Source organism: Mucilaginibacter dorajii (assembly GCF_024808255.1).
Taxonomy (GTDB): Bacteria; Bacteroidota; Bacteroidia; order Sphingobacteriales; family Sphingobacteriaceae; genus Mucilaginibacter; species Mucilaginibacter dorajii.
In genome coordinates this window covers 254032-273916 of the sequence record NZ_JANTYS010000006.1, presented here as the reverse complement: position 1 = coordinate 273916, position 19885 = coordinate 254032, and the positions used below count along the sequence as shown (strand labels likewise).

At 44.6% G+C, this 19885-nt stretch carries 14 protein-coding genes and 1 tRNA gene; 7 read left to right on the top strand and 8 right to left on the bottom strand.

Annotated features, from left to right (window positions below; genetic code table 11):
* Nucleotides 1-217: 217 nt before the first annotated feature.
* Nucleotides 218-637 (top strand): acyl-CoA thioesterase, encoded by a 420-nt coding sequence (locus tag FHS10_RS10635; RefSeq protein WP_259090264.1) that lies wholly within the window; start codon nt 218-220, stop codon nt 635-637.
* Nucleotides 638-841: 204 nt separating this feature from the next.
* Here the strand turns inward: FHS10_RS10635 and FHS10_RS10630 are convergent, their stop codons facing one another.
* The 3 genes from FHS10_RS10630 to FHS10_RS10620 all read right to left on the bottom strand — a co-directional run bounded on the left by FHS10_RS10630 (nt 842) and on the right by FHS10_RS10620 (nt 3694).
* Nucleotides 842-1936: a hypothetical protein gene (locus FHS10_RS10630; RefSeq protein WP_259090262.1), complete on the bottom strand. Its 1095-nt coding sequence runs from the start codon at nt 1934-1936 to the stop codon at nt 842-844.
* Nucleotides 1936-2571, bottom strand: coding sequence for an ABC transporter ATP-binding protein (locus tag FHS10_RS10625; protein WP_259090261.1), 636 nt, complete (start codon nt 2569-2571; stop codon nt 1936-1938). The genes FHS10_RS10630 and FHS10_RS10625 overlap by 1 nt, the downstream gene beginning before the upstream one ends.
* Before the next feature lie 145 nt (nt 2572-2716).
* Nucleotides 2717-3694, bottom strand: a complete 978-nt coding sequence (locus tag FHS10_RS10620; RefSeq protein WP_259090244.1) for a D-alanine--D-alanine ligase — start codon at nt 3692-3694, stop codon at nt 2717-2719.
* A gap of 350 nt (nt 3695-4044) precedes the next feature.
* Here FHS10_RS10620 and FHS10_RS10615 point away from each other — a divergent pair, with 350 nt between their 5' ends.
* The 6 genes from FHS10_RS10615 to FHS10_RS10590 all read left to right on the top strand — a co-directional run bounded on the left by FHS10_RS10615 (nt 4045) and on the right by FHS10_RS10590 (nt 7780).
* Complete coding sequence (locus tag FHS10_RS10615) at nt 4045-4836, top strand: PASTA domain-containing protein (protein WP_259090242.1); 792 nt, start codon at nt 4045-4047, stop codon at nt 4834-4836.
* Entirely contained in the window at nt 4817-5122 is a 306-nt protein-coding gene (locus FHS10_RS10610; protein ID WP_259090233.1) for a rhodanese-like domain-containing protein, read from the top strand. Before FHS10_RS10615 ends, FHS10_RS10610 begins: the two co-directional genes overlap by 20 nt.
* Before the next feature lie 22 nt (nt 5123-5144).
* The gene (gene mltG, locus FHS10_RS10605; RefSeq protein ID WP_259090231.1) at nt 5145-6197 is read left to right on the top strand and encodes an endolytic transglycosylase MltG; all 1053 of its coding nucleotides are present in this window, start codon (nt 5145-5147) and stop codon (nt 6195-6197) included.
* Complete coding sequence (locus FHS10_RS10600) at nt 6197-6604, top strand: acyl-CoA thioesterase (RefSeq protein ID WP_259090222.1); 408 nt, start codon at nt 6197-6199, stop codon at nt 6602-6604. The genes mltG and FHS10_RS10600 overlap by 1 nt, the downstream gene beginning before the upstream one ends.
* Nucleotides 6605-6614: 10 nt before the next feature.
* Complete coding sequence (locus tag FHS10_RS10595) at nt 6615-7595, top strand: YihY/virulence factor BrkB family protein (RefSeq protein ID WP_259090220.1); 981 nt, start codon at nt 6615-6617, stop codon at nt 7593-7595.
* A gap of 98 nt (nt 7596-7693) precedes the next feature.
* A tRNA-Ser gene (locus FHS10_RS10590) sits at nt 7694-7780 on the top strand.
* A gap of 259 nt (nt 7781-8039) precedes the next feature.
* Here the strand turns inward: FHS10_RS10590 and FHS10_RS10585 are convergent.
* From FHS10_RS10585 to FHS10_RS10565, 5 genes are all read right to left on the bottom strand, one after another.
* Complete coding sequence (locus FHS10_RS10585; protein WP_259090218.1) at nt 8040-8657, bottom strand: Crp/Fnr family transcriptional regulator; 618 nt, start codon at nt 8655-8657, stop codon at nt 8040-8042.
* An 89-nt stretch (nt 8658-8746) separates the two neighbouring features.
* A complete protein-coding gene (locus FHS10_RS10580; RefSeq protein ID WP_259090209.1) occupies nt 8747-9943 on the bottom strand; it encodes an MFS transporter in 1197 nt (398 codons plus the stop codon).
* Nucleotides 9944-9990: 47 nt separating this feature from the next.
* Nucleotides 9991-10758 (bottom strand): SDR family oxidoreductase, encoded by a 768-nt coding sequence (locus tag FHS10_RS10575; RefSeq protein WP_259090207.1) that lies wholly within the window; start codon nt 10756-10758, stop codon nt 9991-9993.
* 670 nt (nt 10759-11428) lie between these two features.
* A complete protein-coding gene (locus FHS10_RS10570) occupies nt 11429-13435 on the bottom strand; it encodes a fibronectin type III domain-containing protein (protein WP_259090206.1) in 2007 nt (668 codons plus the stop codon).
* 11 nt (nt 13436-13446) lie between these two features.
* Nucleotides 13447-19884 carry a carboxypeptidase-like regulatory domain-containing protein gene (locus FHS10_RS10565; RefSeq protein ID WP_259090204.1) on the bottom strand — a complete coding sequence of 2146 codons (6438 nt, stop codon included), beginning with the start codon at nt 19882-19884 and terminating at the stop codon, nt 13447-13449.
* Between the last annotated feature and the right edge of the window lies 1 nt (nt 19885).

Below are 19885 nucleotides of genomic sequence, written 5' to 3'. Positions count from 1 at the left end.
AATACCAAATAGCTAATTATCAGATGTTTAAATAAAAACAAACTACACCTACGAGCTCTTTTCATGCACTTGCGGGTGCCTTTTTAACACCTTACGCATATCTTTTGAAGCACCGTTCAATACCCTGCGGTTACCCTCGTTTTAAAAGAGCAGCAAAAAGCGTTTAAAGATTGCTAAACCGTTTAGCCGGCAAATAACCAATTGCTATATTTGCGGCATGAGTGAAATTAAATACGCCACTTTTGAAAGTGAGTTCCGCGTTCGTCCCGATGATATTGATATGTTTCAGCATGTGCATAACAGCAAGTATTTTGATTATGTGCTGGCTGCCCGGTATGATCAAATGGAGCGCTGCTACGGCATGGCCATGGAAAAATTCATGGAACGCGGTTTTGGCTGGGTAGTGCGTGTAGCCCATGTAGATTATAAACGCGCACTCACCATGGGCGACTACTTCATTGTAAAAACCGGCATCGAAAGTATCGACGATAAAGGCTGCCGCGTAAAATTCACCCTAAGCAACAAAGCAACCAACAAAGTATGCTGCGATGGCTATTTCGACTACGTAATGATTGATATGGCCACCGGCAGGGGCGCTAAAGTTCCGGAGGATGTAATAGCGCATTACTCTGTTTAGTTTTCTGGGGTCTGGGGTCTGGGGTCTGGGGTCTGGGGTCTGGGGTGAATCGCTTTCTCGTCTCTTTGTTTTAACTATTTGACTTTTTTTCTGAACCGCGATTGAACAGATTTATCGGATTCTTTGGATTTTGATTAACTTAACGGCATTTTCACTCTTCACTCTTCACTCTTCACTCTTCACTCTTCACTCAGAACTCAGAACTCAGAACTCAGAACTATAATAGTTAAAGTAGAAAACTAAAAACGCGATGCCCAGGTTCAGCGGAATCAACACCCACAGCAGGTGAAACATGATCACCCAAAACAGTACTATAAAAAGCGCGAGGATGTATTGAATGTATTTATCCATATTAAGGCCAAACCAATAAAGCAGGCTATGAAATAACATCGCTGTGCTTAAACCAGCCCATAAAAGCCCCAAAGCCATTACCGGGCTAAACCTGCTGAACAGCCAAACCGTTTCTGGTAGTAGTAAAAAGAAGTAAACACCAATAAAGTTGATAAACAATCTGGCCCGGCTGTAGGGCAGGTTACGCGAAAAGCTTAAGCGGGTTTCCTCAAACCTCCGCTGCTCAAATATCAATACCACATGGGCGGTAATCACAGCCAATATGGCAATGCCGGCAACCCGGATATCTGTTTTAACATCGGCAAACAGGTAAAACACGCCGCTTATAATGAGCCATGATAAACCCTTGGTAATAAAATACTGCACCTTGAGGCTATCGAACACGTTATATATATACAGGCTAAAATAAGGTTTACGCCAGTTACTGCTTAGCTTGAGTAGCAAGGATTGCTTGCTGCCATCAACCAACCGGTTTAAAATGCGGGTATATAATAGGGCGCTGGCGTATATACTAACACATAAGAAAACTACAATGATCCCAGGCAGCAGGTAAAAGTGATGTTTGATACCTACACCAATAATTAACAAGGCATATATAATAACTGGACTGATAATAGCGGCCTGTGTGTAACCCCAGCCTGCAAGCTGCTTTTTACGCTCAAAGGCGTTAGCACTGTAAAACAGGAATTGCTTTTCGGGCTTGAGCAATTGTACAGCAACATAATGCCAGCTTTTAAAAATGTAAATAAGCCAGCCGCCGCATACCAATATCAGCATAACCGGGCTGCTGCACATGGTCATCATTAATGATTCGTGGTAACTAATGAGCATATTGCCAGGCACACAGCCTACCATCACAAAAAATACAAAAAACAAGATGGGCATATGCACCTGGTAAAAACCGGCTGCAAATACTTTGATGAGCACATTGGTTAATGGCAGCCGCATCAGGATATGAATTTAAGGGTTTGATCCTCTACCAGCAGCTCATGCGCAACCGGCAGCTCGGCGTGTTCCAAGGTTTGGTGCGATGACAGCAGGAAACTTGTGCCTTCGGTGTTATACCTTTCGGCTATCCAGGTGTTGAGGATCTTTAATGAGGCTGTATCAATGGTAATAAGCGGCTCATCTAACAGGATCAACTTTGGGTTGCCCATAAAAGCCAGTACTAACGATAGTTTTTTCAACATCCCGCTTGAGTACGTACCCACCGGCTGCCCTACATAGCTTTGCATTTGCATGGTTTCAATATAGTGCTGCTCCTGCCCTGCCGGCGCATCTTTAGCCTGGGCAAATAAGGCTATCAATTCCTTGCCGGTTAAAAACTCGGGGAACACAGGTTCCGCTTCGGCAAAGTTTACCAGCTTGCGGTAGGCTACCGGTTGTTTTTTTATGCTGATGTTGTTGTCCAGCAAAATATCGCCCTCAAAAGATAAAATACCGGCAATGGATTTTAACAGCGTGCTTTTTCCCGAACCATTAACGCCTTTGATCCAATAGATACCCTTACCGATAGCCAGATCATCAACCTTCATCGCCGGGAAACCGCCGTATAGCTTTTTAAATTTTATGAATTGCAGCATTGGTAATTGGATGACATTGAAGATGGCTTGTTACATGTACAAATAAAAAAGACGCATGTAATGCGTCTCTACAAAAAATCTAAAATTTATCTACTGGATTGAAGATAAAAAATCCCAAATCGAAATTCCAAATTCCGAAATTTCCCTACATCGCCCCTTCTATCAGCTTACCATAAAACTCACCAACATCCATCCCTGCTGCCCTTACTTGCTGCGGGATCAGGCTATTGGCCGATTGGCCCGGCGTGGTGTTGATCTCAATAAAATAAAACTCGCCAATGCCTTCTAACAGGATAAAATCAACCCTCACCATACCTTTGCAATTAAGGCGGATGTATACCTCGGTTACAATTTCTGATATTAAAGCTACTTTTTCGGCAGGCAGATCGGCCGGAGTCACTTCCTTGGTTACGCCGGGGGTGTATTTGGCCTCGTAATCAAAAAAATCTTTACTGCTAATGATCTCGGTAGCCGGCAGCACAGTTATTTTACCATCTAAACGGGCAATCCCGATGCTAAACTCACGCCCTTTAATAAACTCCTCTACCAATATCTGCTCATCTTCATGAAAAGCTTTTTTCAAAGCATCCGGCAAACCGGCCACATTGTAAACCTTACTCATGCCCACACTGCTACCGCCATTATTGGGTTTAATAAACAACGGAAATTTAAGTGTAGCGGCAATAATAGCCACATCGTGCATATCCTTTTCAAATAAACGCAGGGAATGCGCGGTATGCAAACCATGAATGCCATTTACAATAGTTTTAGTATAAGCCTTATTCATGGTAAGTGCCGATGTAGTAGCATCGCAGGTGTTATACGGAATGCTCAGCATATCCAGGTAGCCTTGCAGTTTGCCATCCTCGCCGGGAGTACCATGTACGGTGATAAAGGCAAAATCAAACTTGATCTTTTTGCCGTTGAGGGTAATTCTGAAATCGTTTTTATCCACGTCAACAGTTTCACCATCGGCTTCATAAAACCACCTGTCGCGTGTAATTAGTATTGTATATACTTTGTAATTACCGGCATTTAAACTGGCGGCTATATTTTTAGCGCTGTTGATCGATACGTCGTACTCACCGGTAAAGCCACCGGCTAAAAGGGCTATATTCTTCATTTGATTTCAGATGTCGGATGTTCGATTTCGGATTTACTATTTTAAACGCTTAAGGGTTTAATTTTCAATTTCCAAAGTAAGGATAATAGTATTGAATTTACTAAACCGAATTACAAATTAACCATTTCAAATTTTTCAAATCCCAAATCGAACATCCGAAATCCGAAATGGTCCTATCCCAAATCCGAAATTATCACCATTGTATTTGGGATTTCGGATGTTCGATTTCGGATTTGTTTTATTTTGAATTTTCATTATGAGTAATCATAATTCCGAATTCTCAAATCCCAAATCCGAAATAATTGCTATGTTTGATACTTATTTTACTGTAAATATCTTTACATATACCAATGAGCAAATTTGGGGCTTACTTAAAAACAAAATCATTCCGATATAACCTTTTAGGCGCTATTGTTACCGTAATAGTTGTTGTTTTAATAGCCTTTTACAGCCTGGGATCATACACCCACCACGGCGATGGCATCCCGGTACCTAAATTAAAAGGCGAAAAGATTGACCACGCCATGGCCATGTTAAAAGAGCAGGGTTTTGGTTATAAAATAGATTCGGTTTACGTGGAGGATGTGGAGCCGGGCACTATTGTGGAGCAGGATCCTGACGCCGGCACCAACGTGAAGGAAGGCCGGGTGATTTACCTTACCATGGTTACGCTGCTGGCACCACCCGTGGCATTACCAGATTTGGACCAAAGTACTTACCGCGAAGCTTTTGCAACGTTATCGAACTATGGACTCAAAGTTGGCGATACTACCTACCGAAGCGACATAGCACGCGACCGCATCCTTGAAGTAAGGTACGGTGGCGCTGTGATCAAAGCAGGGTTTAAATTGCCTAAAGGATCAAAGGTTGACCTTGTTTTGGGTGATGGTGAAGGCGCCAGTGAGGTGGCAATTCCAGAGCTGCTTAATCTTGACCTTGATGCTGCCCGCTTTGCCATTAAAGGTGCAGGCTTATCAATCGGAACTATTACTTACCAGGGTAGTATAACCGACTCTACCAATGTGGTGGTTACGGCACAATATCCAATGAGAACCGATTCGGCCAGTAAAACCAGTATCGGCACACGTATTAACTTAACGGTTTCGCAAGGAGCAAAAACAAATGCAGCGCCAACAAATTAATGCAGGCGAATTAATAGCCAGGCTTGATAGTGGGGAAACGTTGAATTTGATTGACGTGCGTGAAGCTATCGAGTATCATACCTATAACATTGGCGGCGTAAACATCCCACTAAGTAAGCTTTCAGACAGCCTGAATACCTGGGATTACAACAAAACCGATGAACTGATCGTTATTTGCAAAGTTGGCCTGCGCAGCGAAACCGCGCAAACACTATTGCTGCAAAACGGTTATCAAGACGTAAAAAACTTAGCCGGTGGATTAATGGCTATTCAAAAACTAAAATAATTACCTCTCATATCATTTTATCATGACTGAAAAGAAGTCACCATCAGGATTATTCAAAAAATTCATTATCGCCCTTGTAATTATCGGCATAATATTGCTTGCCTTTACCGGCGTAAACTATTACTATAAATACTTTGGCCCCAACGTAACCGGCAAACAGCAGTATCTGTACATACACACCGGCGCCACTTATGCCGATGTGATTAAAACCATACAGGAGCAGGATATGGTGAAAGATACCGTAACCTTTAACTGGGCAGCCAACAACATGAATTATGCTCACAGGGTTAAACCGGGCCGTTACCACCTTAAAGAAGGCATGAGCAACCGTGCGTTAATTAACATGCTGGCATCGGGTACACAGCAACCGGTAGCGTTACAGTTTCATGACTTGAGGCAAAAAGAGCAGTTTGCGGGCTTTGTGGCTAAAAAGATAGAGCCGGATTCTGCATCCATCATCAACCTGTTAGATTCTGCAAGTTACGTGGCTAAATACGGCTTTACTACCGATAACGTGTACACCATGTTTATGCCTAATTCCTACCAGCTGTACTGGAATACATCGCCAGATAAATTCTTTAAAAAGATGTATGCCAACTACGAAAAATTCTGGACGCCAGAGCGGAAACAAAAAGCGGCAGCGCTTAACCTTACACCACAGGAAGTATCGGTTTTAGCATCAATTGTGGATGCCGAAGCACTGCATGATGCCGAAATGCCCGCCGTAGCAGGTTTGTACCTTAACCGCCTTAAAAAAGGCATGAAACTGGAAGCCGACCCTACCGTGATCTTCGCATTGAATGATTTCACCATTAAAAGGGTATTAAACAGGTACCTGTCATACAATTCGCCTTACAACACTTACCTGCATACCGGTTTGCCTCCGGGCCCAATCATGATGCCGTCTGTAAATGCGGTAAATTCGGTACTTGATTACCAGCATAACGATTATCTGTACATGTGCGCCAAAGCCGATTTTAGCGGCAACCACGCCTTTGCCAGCAACATGGCCGACCACCTGGTAAACGCCCATAAATATCAGCAGGCACTTAATGAGCGTAACATCAAGAGGTAATGTTTGAAAATACCACCAAACTCAGGGTGCGGTATGGCGAAACCGACCAGATGGGCTATATGTATTACGGCAACTATGCCGAGTTTTATGAAGTTGGCCGCGTAGAAATGCTGCGCAGCCTGGGCTTAACTTACAGCGGTATGGAACAATCGGGCATTATGATGCCTGTTTTAGAGTTGAAGTGCAAATACCTGAAACCGGCTTTGTACGATGAGGAGATCAGCGTTAAAGTGATCATGGATAAGATGCCCGGCATCCGCATCCATTTCAGGTACGAGCTGAGCAACCCCAGGGGCGAGCTGATTAATACCGGCGAAACGCTGCTGGTGTTTATCAACATGAAAACCAATCGCCCCTGCCTGCCCCCACAGGATTTTATAGATAAATTATTGCCTTTTTTTGAGTAAGTTTGGGTAGATGAGATGGCTCCACCGTTTTTTGCTGCGTTTTAAATTTTACCAGTACATCGTTGAATGGACCAAGTACATCATTATCCCGGGTTTTCGTCCGCTGCCACTGTATACGGTAATTGTCTTTTTCATTTCCGAGATCTCTAAAAGTTCGCTCATCAACAGGGCCTACTCATTGGCGTATAGCTTTATGATGGCCATATTCCCGGCAACCATCTTTTTATGTACGCTCATACCCTATGTGCCAATTAAACGCTTCCAGGGCTCGCTACTCAACATACTGGCCTCTATAATGCCTACAAATGCGTATTTAGCACTCAGGGACACTATTATCGATATCATCAAGAACCAAAACGGCAAATTACTTTCCTTTGGTTTCCTGCTTACCATATACTTTGCAACCAACGGCGTTATTAATCTCATGAAGGCATTTAACAAATCATCGCTAATTGTTGACAGGCGCAGCTGGATAAAAAGGCGTATGGTGGCCATTAGTATCACTGTGGCGCTTTGTTTTGTTTTTTTAATGTCCATCTCCATCTTTATAGCAGGCCAGGCCGTGATCAGCTTTATACAAAAGCATGTGATCAGCACAAGTCATTTCTGGATCTACCCTATTATGCTGTTCAGGTGGGTTATGATCATTTTGATATTTTTTGTTACCATTTCCTGCTTATACCGTTACGCGCCTGCCCATAAAAAAAAATGGAAGTTTGTAAACCCGGGTTCGGTTTTAGCCACCGGGCTGGCCTTATTATTATCGCTGGGTTTCTCCTACTACATCAACAACTTTTCATCATACAATAAAGTTTACGGCTCGTTAGGTACTGTGATTGTTGCCATGCTTTGGATGTACCTAAACTCGTTAATTTTACTCATCGGGTTTGAATTAAACGCGTCCGTCGAGCTTTCAAAACGCAGTTTACGGGTGGTAAAACCCCGTCACAACAGCTTCAGGCAGAAAAAAACGGAGCAAATAAAAAATTAATTACCTGATTTTCAATTTCTTAAATTCCAATATTAAGAAATTGAAAAAAAATCGTTTCCATACTTGTCAATTCAGCCGGGATTTGTACTTTTGTCCCCGGAGAGCTGGCAGAGTGGTCGATTGCGGCAGTCTTGAAAACTGTTGAACTGTGAAAGGTTCCTGGGGTTCGAATCCCTAGCTCTCCGCTGAAAAATTTGAGTAGTACATTAAATTACTCAACTTTTATTAATTCTTTAAAAGGCTGTCTTAATTCAAGACGGCCTTTGTTATTTTTGATAATCAAAAGTACAACAGAATATAATCTATACGTATGGTACCAAGCTTATCCGAAGTGAAACAATTGGTTGATCAATTAGCGTCAAAAATCCAGGCTCCACAATTTCTTTTACCTTAGTCATTGACTATAATATTAAGTGATTCTATTCAAAAAGATACCTGTATAGATTAACCGGCCCCACGTGGTGAGACCTGTATCATTGAAGGGCTTTTTTTTCCGGCATGTTTTCGGACCCGGCTGAGCGTTTCACGGGTAAGTCCCAGGAAGGACGCTATCATATAAAGGGGAATTCTATTGTATAAAGCCGGGTATTGCTTAACAAAATTTTCATATCGAACCTCGGCGGTTTCGCTGATATTAATGTAAATCCGGTTCTGATGAGCTTCGAAGTTCCTGGCGGTAAGATTGTCAATGATCTGCTTAAAGTTGGGTGCAGCTTCAAGCAAGAGATCCCATTTTTCCTTTGTAAACCGAATAAGTTCGCTATCCTCAAGCGCTTCTATATAACAAAATGAAGGCTGTCCGGACATAAAGCTTATAAAATCGGAAATCCACCAGTTCTCAATAGCAAACCTCATCACATGCTCTTCCCCGTCAGAACTTAACCGGAACAAACGGAAACTCCCCTTAACAACAAATCCGATAAAATCACTGACCTCGCCTTCTTCGAGCAGATATTGATTTTTTCGGACTCTTTTTTGTACCGAAGCATTTGCAAGCAACTCCAATTCCTTGGTTGTCAATGTTCCTTTTTCACGGAGATATTCTACAAATGATGCAAACATTTGAGCGCCTTTTTAACAAAACTATTCAAAAGGCACAGCATTTCTTTTATATCAGTACTAATATGTTGCTAAAATGACGCTTAAGCGAATCACTTATTAGCTGTGGAGGACCATTTTTGTTGCCTGAAGGCTACCATACTGGTGATGGCTGCTCCAATAGCTACAAAACTGCCTACCAAATAATTTACCTGCCCTCCGAAGGTGTCATAAAAGTAACCGCCTGCACTGGCGCCGGCCATAATTCCGAATTGAATGATCGCCACCAATGCCCCACCTCCGCTTTCTGCCTCGTCAGGGACGACCCTTGTGATCCACATATTCCATCCGATCTGCAACATTCCAAAAAATAGCCCCCATAAGGCGATCAAACAAAAAACCACCATAGCTTTGTGCTCAAAAAGGACGATCAGACCGACGATGCAGCCTAAGATCAGCGCAGCAAAAAACAGCGTTCTGTACATGTTTTTTTCCAGGGGAAACCGCCCCAGAGTTGTGCCCCCCAGGTTTGCCAGACTGAAACCCAACAGCACAACTGATAGTATTCGGTTACTTACGCCTGTGATCGTTTCCAGAAACGGCCGCAAATAGGTAAAAAATATTCCATAACCTGCAAATACCAGCATGACTGCCAGCATACCCATTTTCATACCCGGGCGCTTCATGATCAATAAAATAGTACCGAGAGCAGCTGGTTGCTGTCGTGACATAGAAGGCACCGCTGCCGCTTGCCAGAACAGCGCTGCCATGCCCAGGCCGGCCGTTGACAAGAATACATTACGCCAGCCAATCATATTACCCAGAAAACTGCCGAGCGGCGCAGCAATTACCGTAGCAACAGAGACTGTGCCAAAGACTATGGCCAGTGCCTTTGGCACCACTTCTTCGGGTACCAGTCGCATAATAGTCGCCACGCACAAACTCCAGAACCCGCCTAAACCTATGCCCAAAAGGATACGCCCGACCAAAAGCACCATATAACTGCCGGCATATCCTACCATCAGATTAGAAGCTACTTGCAGGAGTCCAAGCACGACAAGTACATTTCGCCTGTTATAACGATGTGTAGCGGAAGGGGTCAATAAACTGGCTACCATAGCCACAATGGCAGTGACCGAAATGGTTTGCCCTGCTACGCCCTCAGCAATATGTAGTTCACGCGCAATGGGCGTCAAAAGGCTGACAGGTAAAAATTCCGAAATGATTAGCCCTGAAACCGCCAGAGACATGGCGTATACCGCATTCCATTCCGGAGCGGTCGTTGCACCGGGCATTTTGTCATTTCCCATAATATCTAAAAATTACGGGCGGCAATTTTATGCCGCCCGTAGAATGATTATTTCATTAAATTGATATTGGTAAGTCCGCCATCTGATAAAATTTCTGTTCCGACGATAAAGGCGGAATCATCTGATGCCAGGAAAGCGGCAGCTTTTCCGATGTCACCAGGTGTCCCCATCCTACCAACCGGGGTTATATCAACCCACATTTTCTTGACAAAATCCACCTGCTCATCTGGCACGATCTTTCCAAATACCGGGGTATCGATTGATCCCGGAGACAAAGTATTCACTCTGACCCTTCTTGAAAGAAGATCAAGTGATAAACCCTTAGCAAGGGAAATCACGGCGGCTTTGGCAGCGCCGTAGATGGTCATGCCAGGAGCTGCACGGTGAGCGGCACTTGACCCGATAAGGATAATGGATGCTCCGTCATTCAGGTAAGGTAACGCCTTTTTCACGGAAAAATAGGTACTTTTAAGATTAAGGTCCATGTAGAGGTCATAGTTCTCCTCGGTCACCTCGTTTATTCCTAACATAGGCTGCCCGTCAACAATACCACCGGCATTAACGACAAGAGTATCTATTTTACCGAATCTTTCGGCCGCTATCCTGAACACATTCTCCAGGTCATCCAAATTGGTCACATCTCCTTTTAATCCGATGAATCCTTCACCCAATTGCTTTGCCGCGCTGTCAAGTGTCGCCTGGTTCCTTCCTGTGATTACCCCAGTCGCACCTTCGTTCTTTAATGCTTCGGCTACGCCGAATCCTATTCCGCTATTACCTCCGGTAATAACGGCAACTTTGTTTTTTAACTTCATTTTTTTGTTATCTGTTATTGCCCAAAGTTGAAGAGTTCTTCATAGGAGAAAAAAGACATTTGTAACTAAATCACTGTGACAAATGTCAATTATTTAAACTCAAATTGGGGTCGGTTCCAACCTGAAAAACCTCAGCCATTGTCATTGATATTTATCAATATCGGTGAACGATAACTGACAGGCAAATACTATACAAGCCTGACAAAGAGAGGTCATCAGGTTGTTAAGAAAACACAAAGAGTTTGAAAAAAATCCGACAGACCATCCCTTTCGACGATTTTGCAAGCATTAGAGTAGATTATTACAGAACTTGTTGCGCATGGAAAAAACCGGGGAAATGGGTGGTTGTTGGCATGTGAAAAATATCCTTTGCCTATCAATCACTAAATTCAACCAGATTCTATTTTTGACTATTAAGGATCTCTTTAACAACTTCCAAAATCCTATCAAGGTGTTCTAATAGGTTCCCGTTCACCCCGCCAAGCATTTTATAATTAGGATCAAAAACGCCGTAAATAATCATTTACGGCGTTTCTTGTTTTTAACCCGACCTAAAAATCGCTTTTCTCCGGTGCCCGAAGGAGACCTTCACTAAAGCAAATCTGCATTATCACTGTAACGTTATATCTGCCTATATTTACCTGAGATTCATCAGAGTCGCCAATATATGTCACTTTAACCGCCTAACCGCTTTCTCCCCTCCGGTTCTACTTTCAGTTTGATCAAGCAACGCAGCTATCTTATAAATGTATAATACGCCGGGCACTACCGTTTTATCCAGGTAGCTACTGGCATTTTCAACGGCGGCTACTTTGCTGAATGTTTTTGACGAGGCCTGCCTGCGGTAAATTACATAATGGTTACCCTTGTCGTTTGCAGGCCAGTTGAGCTGGACGCCTTCTGGTTTATTGCTCAGGTACAGATCCGATGGTGGGGCAATAAAATCATCTGTCGGTATCAACAATTCGGTAAGTGGTGACAGCAGGCTTTGATTGGCAAAAGCATCAACAGAGGTAATACCGTATTCATACGTTTTACCCGAAATTACAACGGTATCCCTAAAAAACGGCAGGCGCTGTACTTTCGATATCACCTTAAACAAAGGCTCGCCTTTTTCACGCCTAAATACAATATACCCGATCACGTTATCATATACTGCAACAGTATTTTCCCATTTAAGACTAACGCCCCGGTCTGCCCAGCGGCTTTGTACACCACCGGGCGAGGCTACATACTGGGCTTTAAGCGGGCGGATACCTACTGGTATTGATACATCGCTCATGTTTTGCGCCAGGTTCATCACTTGCACAGCATATAGATATTGTGTTTCGCCATTGAGATATTTTAATGAATCGCGGTAAACGGTATCGCGGACAGGCGGTGAAATGATACGCATATCTTTATCTGATGTTCCGCGAAGCACATAATAAGCAAAGAGATCCAGCTCGGGATTTTTATCCCAGCTAAGCACAATCGACCGCGTGCTGTCCTGCGTAGCATGTAATCCCCCCGGTTTGGATGGCCTTTCTTTTTTTACTTGCAGCGAGCCATGTGCTGTAGCGGTTGGCAGCATTTTAAAGCCCGGATAAGGCACCAGCAAGGGTCTTACCTGGTAATAATATACCATATTGGGCAGCACCTTACGATCGAGGTAATTAACGGCGTTGGGCGAGAGCGTATCTGCAACAACAAAATCCTTTTGTGCCAAACGGGATTTAAGTACCTGGATACCTGAATAAACAGCCTGCCGGGGCAGCGAGTTCCAGCTAAGATACAGCGCATTGGTGGTATCTTTTACTTTAAAACCTGTAATTGTAGCAATGCTTTTAAATGATTTAGTGAGGTGACTTGTAGGATCTGAACCTGCACCTTTGTTGCCCGCCATATCAAAAGGCTGTACATAATAGGTAAGCAATTCGCCTGGCTTTACCCTTTCGGTAAAATAAACATGCAAACTATCATCCCGGTTGTAAACAAGCAAACGTTCGGCAGCTACGGTAAAGTTTTTTGAGGTTGAGGATTTCTTGTATACCGCCGCGAAAACAGCAGGATTTACAGCCGGCGCCGGAACCGACCACGTAAACTGCACTACACTATCGGCAACTAAAGCCCTGTTCAGTTTAAATTTAGGAAAAGGCACCCGTTTTACTTCAGAGATAGCTTCTGTATAAATAACCTCCGATTTTCCCGCAGCGTCGATGCCCGAAACACGATAGGCAGTTGCTGCCGAATTGCCTTTGATGTCGGTATCGGTCCACAACATTCCAATGCCTTCCAGGAACTCTTTGGAAAGGAAAAAATAACCTATCTTTTGTATATCGGTGCTCTGCAAAATAGCCCAGGCTTCCGCATCATCTTTCGCTTTTACCTGGATCTTAAATTCATCGGCCAACGATGCTCCCGCACGTTTTTTAAATTCGGCATAGGAACCCGGGAAGGTAATTATAGCCTGTTTTTTAAAATTCCCTGTGCCACTTTGATCTTTAGTGATCTCATAGCTTTTATATTTTCTGAAAATATTAAGTGATTTGGTGCCAGGCCCGGGCGAATTCACCATTACAATTATCTGCTTGTCTGACGGTAATAAATGGCCGCCCGCAACCCCGGTTTGCGCCTGCTGTGCGTTTACACCCAGCGCTGCTATCAGTAATAATATTGTTAAATTAAATCTTTTCATACTGTTTTAAATTAAGGGCATACGGAACGGTAGCCACCTACATGAATACCAAAATTAAGTCCTTTGCGCTGCGAATACCCAAGGTCGACATTGGCCGTAGCACAAACTTTGGCTCCGGCGGGCGGCCAATCCCAGCAGGTATCTATGGAGTTACAGCCGGGGTTGCAACCGCCGATGCTAAAGTCGGCCCGGCCTCCTGCCGATCCCGATATGAACCAGCCGTCCGTATCATTACGGCCACCACGAATGTCATAACAGGCCTGGAAACCAGCACTTACGCATAAACCAATGGCACAGGCTTTAGCCCCCCCGCCATACTTGCCAGATAAACTAAGCAAATAGCTATTTTCGGCAAAATTAAGCAGCAGCGTCGATTTCGATTCGGTATAGAACCAAACATGAGCACTGGCTACGTAAACGTCAAAACCTATGGCTTTATCCTCGGGAATCCCCAACTGAGCCGTACTGTTCAAATACACCCCCGTAAATTCGGTATTGATATACTCGGGCGCGGCATTGGCAAAATAATACGAGAGCCTGTCGGTGCGGGTACGCGGGTTTTTAAGGCCTATGGCCATAGCGTAATCGGCCCTGGCATTGATGAGGCCCAGCAGGGAAAGATCCATACCGCAACCCAGGAATACATACCTGTCGGAGCTTTTACCACTCACTACCAGATCGCCCTGAATGTGTGCTTTTGCCAGACCTTTTATTGGCTCAATATCTGAGGTGATCGCCACCGTAAAATATTGGTTAGGGATATCCAGCACCAGATCGGCATGGGCCAGGTTCAGGTAATCAGCCACTTGTACGGTAGCATAACCTTTTATAACAGGGCCGCTCTCTACCGATAAGCCTATAGGGGCGAGTTTAACCAGCGTACTGGTTCCCGCAAACGATACATCTCCGTTAATGTCTATCTTAAATTTCTTTTCGGCGCTGTTGTAGTTGAAACCACCGCCAACACGATTAATAGTGATAACCCCCACAGGGATTACAGTACCCATGCTGAAGGCAGCGCCTACATCTATGCCACCGGTTACTTTATAATAATGAAAATCGACAGAGGCGTTTATAGGAGTACCTGGAATGGACAACGATCCGTTGCCATCAAAACCGTTGTCTTTAATACCTACCTGGATCTCCGATTTCATCACCGGGATATCGATTGTCGCCCCAAGCTTGCTTACCGAGGCCTCTATGCCGCCGCCTACTTTAGCTTTGAAGCGGATATCTCCGGCGGTGAATTTGATCATCGGTACATCTACCGTAAATTCGCCTTGCACGCCTATAAAAGGGATCTGATCGGTGGTATTGAACTGGATGCTTTGAACCTTGAATTTGGCAAAAGCGAAATCGGCCGAGAAATCTGTAGGCGCATCTATCATGAATCGGCCATCGGTTTGTATTTCAAAAACAGGTAGGTTGATCTCTTTGGTAATAAATGTATCAAATTTGATCCTGCCCGAGCCAGCCAGTTTATAGGCCGATGAACCCGGGGCTTTACCAAAGCTAAGCGGTGTGCTGCCCGGCATCAGTTTTACCACGTTCAACAGGTTTAGGCCGTCATCCGGAATTTTGAAGCTGCCTCCATAAAAGATATCCTTACCTACCCTCAAATCAGAAAAAGTTACTGTAGATGGTGTTGATTTAGGGATTTGCACGGTGATACTTCCGCCAAAATTAAAGCCGTCTTCGGTAAATACCAATGAGGCTAATGAGGCTTCCCAACTGCCGATAGATAGTTTGGGAAGATCTGTAGCTACTATTTTTAACTTACTGATCTGCAATTGCGGGCTCAGCACAAAATCTTCAATTTTTAAGTTTATGGTTTTTATTATACCCAGGTCGGGCGTGCTTACCGAACCCTGCAGGTGGATACCCTGCTGATCTACAAAACTATTAGCGAAGGCTATTTTAGCCTTAAAGCCATATACTTCGGCCTCCCAATCGGTGGCACCCGCATCTCCGCCTGTAAATTTGAGTTTGGTTAAGGATGATGGTACCCCGCCCGAACTGAAAAGGGCAACCTCGGGCGATGAGGCATTGTCGGGCATTAACTGTGGCACAAAGCCTTTGGCCAACAAGTAACCGCGGCTGTTTGTTACACCCGTCAAATCCAATTGCAGCTTGCCTTTTATCTCTCCCTTGCCACCCGTTGTACCTGTAACAACCAGGGCTTCTCCATCGGTTTTAAGTACTACCGGTAAAAAGTTAAATAATTTAAGCGGTATCTGCTGCTCGTCGGTTTGTACCCTATTACCATCCGGAATAGGATTGTTTGATGCATCAAACGTAACCTTTACATTGCTAAAATTCACCGCTATTTTATCATGGCTGCTGAATACCGAAAAGAGCGGCGTAAGATCACTGAATGTGCCGCTCACCAGGTAAGTATTTGGACCGGCAGAAGTCATTTTATCGAGCGATACCGGGAAGCCCAGTAAACTGCTTATATTTCTCCCTCCGCCGTCGCTAAGTGTAAAATCAACAGAAGGGTTTGAAGCACCGACTGTTACATCTTTTGCTAATGATATAAAACCCGATTTTGATGCCTTAAGGCTTGTATTGCCCGAGGGAAGGCTGATCTGGTAACGCCCGTCGGCCCCGGTAACGGTATTGAGGTATGGCTGGTTTTCAACCACAATACTGGCGCCGCTTATAGTATGCCCCGCACCTGTAACAATACCTGTAATCAGCGTGCCTTTTACAAGTTTAATAACCTGGATAACTTCGGTACCATCTTCAATTACGTTTACCGATTGTTCAGCAGCTACAAGGTCCGAGCCGCTGGGGGGCGTTATACTTACCTTGGCGTTGCCACCAAAACCCTCATAAAACCACTCGCCGTTTTGAGCTACGTACGATGTATCAAACAACGCGATGGTGGCGTTATTTACTGGCAGGTCACCGGGGCCTAAAATTTTAAACCTTACCCTGCCTGTACGGCGTACCAGGTTACCGCAATCGCCCAGATCAATGGTACGTACCGCCGATTGAACCAGCGGGTTGTTATGAAGGTTTTTTGAATATAGGTCGGCAAATTGGATAGCCGAGGCCGTCATTTGAACGTTGTTGATAATATTCCTATCCGTAACAGGCCTGTTCATTATCGGGTTATTGGCAAAGACACTTCCAACAGCACCTGGCGTATTATTGAGCACCAACGCATTTGTAACCAGCTTTACATCGCTTATCACAGGCGACGTTGCGCTTGGTATTGTTGGCCCGGCGAAACCAAACATGGATGTATTATAGATAAAACCCCTGTTTATTGACGCCTGTATAGTATTTGTAGTAAAAACATTGGCGTTAAGCTGGTTAACCTTCAATACATTACCACCGGGGTTTATCACCTGGCTAACTTTGGTATCGGGCGTTATATTGAATGCATTATTCTGCAAGGCGATGCCAGGATTGGTGTTTTGACCGGTATTGGCTTTCGGCGGGGCGGGGATAACCACGTCAATGGTTTGTGAAAGATAACCCTCCTTCTCGATCATTAGCTTATGGCTACCCTGGTAATAACTTGTTTGAAAAAGCCCGTCTTCGCCCGAATTAAAATAAACCGTTGAATTAACAAAATGCAGGCGGGCATTAGGAATGGCTTGTTTGGTAGATGAAACAGCCCTGCCCACTACACTAACTATATCCGGCTTGATGCTAAATATCACCTCCCTGTTTGATCCTTTGGCCAGGCCCGTGAAGGATTGTACGGTATCGGGCGTTACTTCCAGATCCTGAAATTCGCTGCTTACTTTAATGAGTTTTACCGTAAAGTTCTTGCCGTCTTTTAACTGTGGCAGGTTAGGGATAGTAAACCTGCCAAGAGAATCTGTTTTAGCGCTATATGGGCCATAGTCGGTGCTTAACAATTTTATCAGGCTCAGCTCATCTGCCTGGCTCAAAACACTTTGCGCCAGTATTTTAGTTTTGCTCGCTTCACTTGCAACCGTACCGGAAAGGCCAGCAGGGTTTATAGGTTTAGCAGTAGCAAGATTAACCATGCCGCTTGTGATAGGGGTGTTGAGTGGTGTACTCCTAAGTCCGGGAATGTTAATCATTAGTGGCCGGGCAATGAGGCCGCTTGCCACAGGCACCTGGTTATTATTACCGCCAAGAAGGAGATCTATTTTTGAGCGCGCACCATTTAAATAACCAATTATAGAACCCGTGATTGGTGGTGGACCTGGATTCAATAAATCGCTCGTGTTGTATTCAACCTTGACTATTGCTCCAGAAACCGGCACAAACCCCGTAGGCAGCGACATCCTTACTTCGCCAAATACATAGGCCGGCGTGGCTGTTAATCTAAAATCGGCGCTAACGTTTAGCACCAAATTAGCGGCAAGGTTAAGGTTATGGGCCTGCAGATCGGTAGTTTTACCGTTAAAGCGCTGGTTGTGGCTATCAATAATTACAGTGAACCGGCCACCATAAAATAACCGGCCAAACTTTATTGCCCCGCCTCCGGTACCCATTTTTACACTATCAACTGCAACTTCAACCACGCTACGTCCGTTTATGGTTTCAGCGTGTTTGGCGTCAAAAGGGATGTTTCCCTCCTGGTACAGGTAATTGGTGTTTTCAAAGTCAACCTTATCCCTGTAAATGTGTACTATCGCTACCTTATCTTCCGCATTGGCATCGGCCACATTATCTATGCTAAGCCTGGGTGTAAAACGCATCGTACGGGCCAGTAACAGGATCTGCCCTATATCGCGCGTCCCTGTCGAATCCAGCTTGCTTATCGGGATTTCAACACTTTTCTGCTCAAAATCGGTCGACTCTACGCTGATGATCAGTTTGTTATATTTAGATAAGCCCATGTAAGATGGATGGGTAAAATCGATAGCGAAATTGCCGCCGCCATCTGTTTTACCGCTGGTTATTAATTCTTCTACAGGCGGTGGATCTAAGTTATAGTGAAAACCAAAGCTAAAATCGAACATGGAATTCTGGAAACTCATCGACGGAAAAGAATACATCCCCAGATACGAATAATCCGTTGTGGTATAGGTAAATTGCGTTGCTGCTGTTGTGGCCGAAAAGCCGTTTGTTGTTTTCCAACTTGGGTCTATAACCCCCTTAATGGTGATCTGCGTATTGGGTAATGCGTATCGCTCAGTGGCAGTATCAACCGTTATCGGATCCTGGGTATAAGATAAATTGGTGCCTCCCGATGTGGTAATTACATCAGTAGCTGCCGGGCCAGACGGGGTTACGACCGGTGGCGGCAAAGAACTGATCAAGGTAGGATCAATCTGGGCAGCGGCGGCGAGTCTTGAATCATTTAAAACATTAGGAGCATTAAATACAGGCATCCTTAAACCCGATACCGGCCTTGAGGCGAGACCATGTATAGGTCCACCCGTTAATACAATTGGTGGCGGTGTAGCCTTCACTATCGTGTTGACTGGAACAGGGATTGCAGGTGATACCCCGCCAAAGCCTGATGAGCCGCTGTATTGAGGCTCTGTTTTTTTAAACGCCCATAACAGCTTGCCTTTGATGGTGTTGGTAGCGTATTGTACCGATTGAGCTTTCTGTTTAGCTTCTTCTTTTGCTTTTAAGGTATCTATCTTTACTATCGGTGGCCCGCCGTAAATGAACGACCTAACCTCGCTACGGCCTTTATTACGAAAAGGGGTATTATTAAAAGGATCAAAAGCCTCTACCAGCATCGCGTAACGGCGGCCGGGCGTAAGCTGCGGGTCGGCAGCATTATAAACATAAGAGTTGCCGGTAACCTCCTTTTCGAAAAAATAGGGCTGCGTGGCCGACATCAAGGCATTGCTCGGGTTCCTGTCGCCTATAACCTCTACCATCCTTAGTTTATATCTCACCGACGACATGATCTGGGGCGATGTTCCCGGCGGCGTGCTCCATTGCATCAATACAATCTGCCCGGCAGCGGCAGATAGCTGCGCGTCTTCCATCGGTGTAATAATGGTTGGCGGCTCCAGGCTGCTGATGGTAAAGGTATTGCTGCAGCCTACCGGCTCATCCGGACTGATGGGTGCATTGGTATCGTAGTCAAAAGCTTGTACACAAAAACGGTAACTCCCCTCGGGTAACCCATTTTTGTTGATGAAATCGCTTTGGGTGATGCCCTTGTAAACTACTTTCGTATAATCAAAAAACTTACCGATGTCGTTACCGTTCAAGCTGCGGCTTTGCCCCGGCCCAAGTTCAATTACCGTAGAGCTTTTATAAGTAGGTTTTACGCTCAGCTCTACACCGTTATCACCGGTAATGCTGCCCCTTAGCTGTATACGCCGTGTTGTTGTGGACAAATTGGTGACGCTAACCACCATCAACTGCGGCTGCGAGGAATAATCGGTTATCTTACGCGGATAAGGTGGCAATATCTGTATAGATACGCTTACCTGGGCTTGTAGAGGCAGCCAGGCAATACAAATGAGTAAAAAGAGGTACAGTTTTTTCATG

Bases quoted from the DNA above. Each gene is read 5' to 3' on its own strand.
- FHS10_RS10635 (WP_259090264.1), top strand. From the start codon at position 218: ATGAGTGAAATTAAATACGCCACTTTTGAAAGTGAGTTCCGCGTTCGT.
- FHS10_RS10630 (WP_259090262.1), bottom strand. From the start codon at position 1,936: ATGCGGCTGCCATTAACCAATGTGCTCATCAAAGTATTTGCAGCCGGT.
- FHS10_RS10625 (WP_259090261.1), bottom strand. From the start codon at position 2,571: ATGCTGCAATTCATAAAATTTAAAAAGCTATACGGCGGTTTCCCGGCG.
- FHS10_RS10620 (WP_259090244.1), bottom strand. From the start codon at position 3,694: ATGAAGAATATAGCCCTTTTAGCCGGTGGCTTTACCGGTGAGTACGAC.
- FHS10_RS10615 (WP_259090242.1), top strand. From the start codon at position 4,045: ATGAGCAAATTTGGGGCTTACTTAAAAACAAAATCATTCCGATATAAC.
- FHS10_RS10610 (WP_259090233.1), top strand. From the start codon at position 4,817: ATGCAGCGCCAACAAATTAATGCAGGCGAATTAATAGCCAGGCTTGAT.
- mltG (WP_259090231.1), top strand. From the start codon at position 5,145: ATGACTGAAAAGAAGTCACCATCAGGATTATTCAAAAAATTCATTATC.
- FHS10_RS10600 (WP_259090222.1), top strand. From the start codon at position 6,197: ATGTTTGAAAATACCACCAAACTCAGGGTGCGGTATGGCGAAACCGAC.
- FHS10_RS10595 (WP_259090220.1), top strand. From the start codon at position 6,615: ATGAGATGGCTCCACCGTTTTTTGCTGCGTTTTAAATTTTACCAGTAC.
- FHS10_RS10585 (WP_259090218.1), bottom strand. From the start codon at position 8,657: ATGTTTGCATCATTTGTAGAATATCTCCGTGAAAAAGGAACATTGACA.
- FHS10_RS10580 (WP_259090209.1), bottom strand. From the start codon at position 9,943: ATGGGAAATGACAAAATGCCCGGTGCAACGACCGCTCCGGAATGGAAT.
- FHS10_RS10575 (WP_259090207.1), bottom strand. From the start codon at position 10,758: ATGAAGTTAAAAAACAAAGTTGCCGTTATTACCGGAGGTAATAGCGGA.
- FHS10_RS10570 (WP_259090206.1), bottom strand. From the start codon at position 13,435: ATGAAAAGATTTAATTTAACAATATTATTACTGATAGCAGCGCTGGGT.
- FHS10_RS10565 (WP_259090204.1), bottom strand. From the start codon at position 19,884: ATGAAAAAACTGTACCTCTTTTTACTCATTTGTATTGCCTGGCTGCCT.